The following is a 6,710-nucleotide window of genomic DNA, read 5'->3' on the forward strand; positions in this document are numbered from 1 at the left end:
TCATCACGGTCTGAGTGCATGTGTCCACGCGGACACTTAGCTTCTGACCTTCTGCCTACCATTGGTAGGGCGTCGTTTATTGACGGCTTACTGCGTATCTGCTGCACGTGCTGACCGAGTTGCCACAGCGTGCGACTGACGTCGACATCAGCGACCTGCTGCCGTTCAACTATGCGAAGCGGCAAGCCGAGGCCAGCGTGAGTTGACGCAGCAAGCGCGCCCCGAGAATCGTGCCGGGGCGCTCTACCGAGACCCATTCGCAGACATCGCCGGCCGATCTCGGTCGTCGCGATGCGGATATGCTCGGCCGTCAGTTGCAAACGATTCTCCATTCGGTGTGCTAAATCTACCGCTTACTAATCTACGGCTGTAGTACTAAGGATAATCAGCGTACCACGGACTTGGCATACCGGATGGGAACATCCACGCGCGCTTGAGGCAGAACCTTCTTCAACTGCGTGCGCGCGCTCACGGCTGCCTGGAATGAGGCGAAGTAGAGCGTGCTAATGCTCATATGATCGTAGTACTGTGCCGACACCGGCGTAGGTGACAGCCCAGCCACAGCCTGCTTCACGCGATCGACCGAAACCTGTGAGACGACCACGTTGTTGCGGCTTTCGCCCACCACGCCGTTCTCGTTGATGACTTGCGTCACCGCGCTGGAGGACACGCCCTTAGTCTTGGGTCGAGTGCCAGTGGAGAGCACCTTGAACGAGCGCATTTCGAGCGCTACCGTAGGCGCATCAGCGTGGTGCTTTAACTCTTGTGCCGAAAGCTGCTTGCCAACCACAAGCTCAGGCGAGTCGGCCTGGCACACGCCAGCAATTGACACGAGCATCACTAGCGCAACGGTCTTAAAAACAGATGAATTGATCATGTTGAAAAGTCTCCGAAGGCTTACTGGGCGGCGATCACGCGATATTCTACGGCGAGGGGCGTCGTCAGGGTCACAGTTTGCGTGCTACCTTGCGGCTGATACTCGGTACAAGCATTAGTCGGCACGCCGCTCACGGCATAGACCTCCCACGTGCCGGCGGCATTCTCGCCGTAAAATGCGTAGCTGCCCAGACCGTAGTTGCTGACACTGCTGACTCCGTTACCATAGTAGCCGTTATACGGCAGGGACAAGGCCGATATCGTGCCCGACGGCGATTTCACGAAGAAGCCGACGCTGCCTATGCACACCGAACCCGACACACGCAGTTGCAGCGCATCTACCTTGTCGACGCCCGTCACGTTGAACTGACCGAGCTTTTGTACCGAGCCATAATTGAGTTGGTTGACGTTGCCAAAGGCGCTCGTGAAGTTGGGGATATTGAGCGCAGGTGGCTTGTAGGTGGTGGTGCTCTTGGCCATCTTGACCGCAGCGGCTGCGTCGACAAGGCCAAAGCCGTACCACGTCGAGTAAGCGTTGCCGGCCCCGTTGGTCTGCCAGCCGTAGTCCAGGCGCGCCGTGGTGGCGCCATCGGTGAGCGCAGTACTTGTGTCGGTTGTCGCGCTCCCAGTGGTGAGGTCAATCCTGACGTTGCGCTCGTCGCGACTACCGTAGTTGGGATCGATACTGCGCGCAGTGACGCGCAGTATCTCGCGCACGTCGCGCCAGGTCAGATTGGGGTTGGCTGTCAGCATGAGGGCCACCACGCCGGTCACCGTGGGCGTGGCCGCCGACGTGCCGTTCATGCTGGAGTAGTTACAGTTGGGATTTTCTTTGAGGTTGATGGGCGTATTCGCGATAGCAAAATCGTACCCATCGTCAGGGTTGACCCGGCTATAGCCGCGGCTGCAACCGCTCAGGTCCGTTGAAAAGATCTTCGGGCCGGTGCCCACCTCACCGTACCCGCCCCCATCGGCCAATTCACCGCCCAGGCCCGTGATCCAGTTAACTGCGCCAGCGTCGGAATAGCTTGCCCTGACGCCCATGGCATTGGCCGCACCGACCACAATCACACCGGGTTCAAGCGCCTCGACGTCGTTGGCCGGGTTCTCGCAACTGATCATGCCGGGGCGCCCCACGGTAGGACAGGTACGGGGTGGAATGTTTGGGCCGTCGCTGATCTGCTCATACTCGTTACCTGAGGCCTTCAGCATGATCAGACCGCGTCCCTTGCGCAGGTTCGGGAACGCACGCACGGCGGCCTGTGTGGAAGTTGCGGTGTCGTACTCCGGGGGCGCGAGCGGGTTGGCGCCATACGATGCATTGATGACGTGCGCACCCTTCGACCAATCGGCGCCGCCATAGGCCTCATTGTTGTCCGCATTAGCCGCGCCGGTGTAACGCGCACCGCCCAGCGTCACGCGCGGCGCGATGCCCATGACCCCCTTGCCGTTTTGAGCCGCCGCAATGATGCCGGCGACATTGGTACCGTGCGCGGTATCGATGTTGGCCGCTGTGTCGGGGGGCGTCGGATCAGTCGAGCCATCGTAAAAATTGTACGTCATGGACGCATTGACGTTGGGGGCCAGGTCTTCGTGCCTCACCTCGAGACCATCGTCGAGTACCAACACGTTCACGCCTTGGCCTTTGATGCCGGCAGCATGCACGCTTTCCACATTGATGTCAGTCGTGCCATTGGCAACCAGGCCAAACGCTGCAAAAAAGCTAGTGGCCTGCTTAAGCGCCCATTGATAGGTGTACAGTGCCTCTGTGCTGCCGGTCTGACATGCGTACTTGGGGTCAATACCGGTCTCGGCGCAGCCCGATGGGGTTGTGCCACCACCGCCGCCACCGCTACCACTACCACCGCTACCACTACCTGTACTGGCGTCCGTGCTTGGCGCATCCACACCGCCGCAGGCACTCAGCGCCGCCGCGGCAAGGAGCGTCAAAATTAGCATCTTTCTCGTCATGATATTCACATGCCTCCGCAGGCTATTGCATCCGTCAGCTTCGATTCCGCCAATTTTCTGTCGAACATAATTTTTGGATTCCATACCATTGGTGTGTCAAACGATTCGATTACTTTGATGAAATTGTCACCCAGCACATTGATTACACGTTGCCTGAAGCAGCTCACGTTCATCGGAATAAAAGATGATACAGGCTCTGACTGATTCTTCTTGGACCATGTCACAGCGGACACCTCAAAAGTCCCCGCCTCCAATAAGCTAAAGCAAATTAAAGTGGGAGATTGAAAGTCCCTCAACCTCCAATCGCCCACATCATCTCCGCGAATTACGAGATTTAAGTGAGGCCGATGAATAAAGCCTGATATTCAGCCCTGGCGCGCCTTAGTCATCTACGTAATTTGTCGCTTCATCGTGCCGTACCTCACCATTGATACAGCCCACCAATCTGGGCACCAATCCCGCCTCCGCCAGTTGATCCGCCGACGCCTATCCGAACCTTCACATTTTCGGTCAAGCGTCCGACCAGGCTGCCGGCAATCCCCTGATAGCCGCGATACGTAGACATGCTCAGGCCAACGCCAAACGATTTGTTATTGTCCATGGCAGGCATTCCGGACATAGCCATTGCTGCAGCAATGCCAGAATACGCGTTTCTAGAGAGATCGTTAATCGATTTATTGGTCGCGTTGATACGTTGATCGGTATAATTATTCGCTTGGCTCACCCCGGATGAGACCGCCTGACGCACCTGCTGGACAGTCGTCGCATCGGTCGGATTCACGCCTTCAGCGATATTGGTCAGGCGTCGCTCGTTGCCCGGCGTGCCGAACGACGCCGTGTTCGGGTCAGTTGCCACCGAGCCAGCACCAATTGCCACCGAGTTGGTACCCGTCGCGGTCGCGTCCTTGCCCAGTGCCACGCTCCGATCGCCAGATGCAACGGCACCGCCTCCGCCCGCTATGGCACCCTGACCGCTCGCTTGCGACGGCTTCGCGTTCGGATCGTTGACCTTGTAGTAGTTCGTGTTGCCGGAGTTCACGTTGTTCAGCGTCGTTGACAGATTCGACACGCTCGTCGACAGTGACGCGACGTTGCTGTTCGTCGTGCTCAGCCCCGTTGACAGCGAACCGACGTTGCTGTTTGTGGCGTTAAGACTCGTCGACAGCGAACCAAGGCCAGTCGACAGCGACGCAACGTTGCTGTTCGTCGTGCTCAGCCCAGTCGACAGCGAGCCCAGTCCCGTCGAAGTCGACGTCGACAACGAGGACAACTGACCGAAGTTGACCGCGTCGGTGGGAGCCGTGCCGGCTGCAACGTTGGTCAGCCTGACAGGGGTCGTCGCACCGACGCCGCCGAGGGTCACCGAGTTACGCAACGGGTTATCATATTGAACGGCATTAGCAACACCCGTCGACAGCGACGCAATATTGCTATTTACCGTGCTCAGCCCCGTCGACAGCGAACCGACGTTGCTGTTCGTCGTGCTCAACCCCGTCGACAACGAGCTAATCCCCGTTGACGTCGACGTCGACAGCGTATTGATTGCAGTCACCGCTGCATTGAGCTGCGAGCCATTGATCGCGTCCGTACTCGTGGACGTCACTCGTCCTGCCCCGACGTTCGTGATCTGCCGCGTCGTCGGCACTTGGATTGGGCCGGTGGTCGTATTTACGACTCCGGATGGGCTACCAACACTTACCACCGCACCTGGTGTGGTGCCAGCAAAGCTATAGGTCTGGCCGCCGATCGTCGCGCTCGCGGTCGGATTCGGCGCGGCCGTGACCGCCCCCGCCCCCAACGCGACGCTAGAGCCATTTGACGCTGTTGAAAAGACACCCAAGGCTGTACTACCCCCGCCGGACGCTAGCGCTGCTGGTCCAATCGCCGTAGCCCCAGCTGCGCTAGCCGTGGCCCCCTTTCCTATCGCAACACTTACCGAGCCTGGCGGTACGGTAGCAACCGCATAACATCCTATGGCGACCGACCCGTCACCACTTGCACTGTTGGAAACTTCAGCGCCTCGGCCGGTTGGAAATTGAAAATCCGTAGGGCAAGTGGTCCCGCCACTAATGGCGATATTTCCAGGCACCCCAGCACTCCCGCCGCTACCACCGGTAAACTGCGCGTACGCCTGCGAAGCCAACCCCAGCGCCAGGGTGCCCCCAATCGCCGCGACTGCGATTGCTCGCATCGGCACACCGGACTGACGCGTCACCGCCCCCAGATGCCGGGTTTGCGCCGCACCTATTTCACCCGTCACCCCTGTTTGGCCCTTGCCCTGCGAGCAGTCCAATTCTGAAGCCGCTACAAACACACACTGCGCCTTATTCCAAATCGTTCGATAGATCTTATTCATATAAACACCAAATTAAATTAACAATTAGCAATCCGTAATACTAAATTTGTCAAAAAACATTCATATGCCACCTCATTCTTTTAAATATTGCTAACCGGCGTGTCGCTCACATCTCCGGACACAGCAAGGTTTGTGACGTCGCATTCCGGGCCGAAATCCAATGCGTCAATCACACCACATCGACAAAAAGGCCTACCGTCCATGGCCGCCGGCTAAGGTGCGCGACTGACGTCAGCCCCTCCACCCAGCCGCGGCCCATCCACCTTGACCGATTGCTCACGACCAGCGTATTAGAATTGTCGATCGAGCAGCACTTTCGGATTCTGCGGCATCCCTTTCCACACCATCGGCGTATCAAGCAATTCGATTTTCTTAATGAGCTTATCGCCCGGCACATTGATTGCCCACTGCCTAAAGCTGTTCGCCATCACCGGATTAGAAGCCGATGCAGGTTCCGGATCTTCCGCCTTGAACCAATCTCGAAACCCGTCCTTTAACACACGAAGCACTTGCGACCCATCGCTGTACGTCACGCGCAGCGTGAAATCGCATCCGCTCGCCACGCAATACCATGGATAGGTCCCCGTATTTGCCGTAATTGCCTGTAGATCCACGGCATTCGACGGATCGAAGGTTCGGATTAAGTTGCCGGTATATTGCTTGGGCTCGTAGATGTACGACGCGCCTGAGGAATTCGCACGACTGAATGCGATGACGATCGAGCTCACCTTCGTGTCGCGCACCACGGGAAGATTGTGGTTAATGCCATACAACCCCTTGTCGTCTGTCACCGGCGTATAAGGAACACGACGTTGGGTGACGGCATCCCACTTGCTGTACCCGGTCGCTGACGAGGCATCTGTCAGGATTCGCCCCTCCATCCACGACTGTATGCGCGCGACGCTGAAATCCGAAAACATCGTGAATTTATAGCCAGGCGATTGATCCCCCTCCCCCCCTTGCATCGGATCCTGCTTAAAACATCGGCGCTGCGCGTCGAGCTGATGGTCGGCACTACATCCAGCGAAGTGCGATGCGCTCGACGGAACCAGAACGTCAAGGAATTCGCGTCGGATTTGATCGTATCCCCACGCACTGCCTTCAACGCTCCCACCAATATAGGGATACGTACCCGACGTATATGCGTCAGCGGCATGCGGCAGGCCAAACGCATGACCCTGCTCGTGGATGAATACGCCGGAATAGCCATGGTCGCCCACCCCCGCGTTGCCCCCGCCCAAGCCTCCGCCGACATCGGCAACGGCACCGGCGGAATTCAACGCAATGATCGGCGCGTAGTACTGGTTGTTGGTGTCGCCTTCACCATTCGCGATGCGCATTGCCTGGATCATCGACAATACTGCGGACATCGTGCCGTATCCGTCCTTCTGTTGATCCATGGACGTGATGCCATATGCGGGCTGTGGCGTACCCGAGGCATCCTGCCTCGGACCAACGACCAAATACGGCAACGTGAAGTATCCTGCCGCATGCGTATAGATGTTGA

At 58.0% G+C, this 6,710-nt stretch carries 4 protein-coding genes; all 4 read right to left on the reverse strand.

The window, feature by feature from the left end; all coding sequences use genetic code 11:
- Nucleotides 1-385: 385 nt before the first annotated feature.
- Nucleotides 386-877: a hypothetical protein gene (locus ACPUER_RS35565; protein ID WP_425133423.1), complete on the reverse strand. Its 492-nt coding sequence runs from the start codon at nt 875-877 to the stop codon at nt 386-388.
- A 20-nt stretch (nt 878-897) separates the two neighbouring features.
- Nucleotides 898-2,847: a S8 family peptidase gene (locus tag ACPUER_RS35570; protein ID WP_425133424.1), complete on the reverse strand. Its 1,950-nt coding sequence runs from the start codon at nt 2,845-2,847 to the stop codon at nt 898-900.
- Nucleotides 2,848-3,268: 421 nt separating this feature from the next.
- The gene (locus ACPUER_RS35575; RefSeq protein ID WP_425133425.1) at nt 3,269-5,203 is read right to left on the reverse strand and encodes an ESPR-type extended signal peptide-containing protein; all 1,935 of its coding nucleotides are present in this window, start codon (nt 5,201-5,203) and stop codon (nt 3,269-3,271) included.
- Between the two features lie 290 nt (nt 5,204-5,493).
- Nucleotides 5,494-6,710: M66 family metalloprotease (locus tag ACPUER_RS35580; RefSeq protein ID WP_425133426.1), on the reverse strand; the 1,217-nt coding region annotated here is incomplete at its 5' end.

It is taken from the genome of Burkholderia sp. DN3021 (genome assembly GCF_049805555.1).
In the GTDB taxonomy this organism is placed as follows: domain Bacteria; phylum Pseudomonadota; class Gammaproteobacteria; order Burkholderiales; family Burkholderiaceae; genus Burkholderia; species Burkholderia pyrrocinia_C.

Coding starts and splice junctions, on each gene's coding strand:
- ACPUER_RS35565 (WP_425133423.1), bottom strand. CDS start 877: ATGATCAATTCATCTGTTTTTAAGACCGTTGCGCTAGTGATGCTCGTG.
- ACPUER_RS35570 (WP_425133424.1), bottom strand. CDS start 2,847: ATGACGAGAAAGATGCTAATTTTGACGCTCCTTGCCGCGGCGGCGCTG.
- ACPUER_RS35575 (WP_425133425.1), bottom strand. CDS start 5,203: ATGAATAAGATCTATCGAACGATTTGGAATAAGGCGCAGTGTGTGTTT.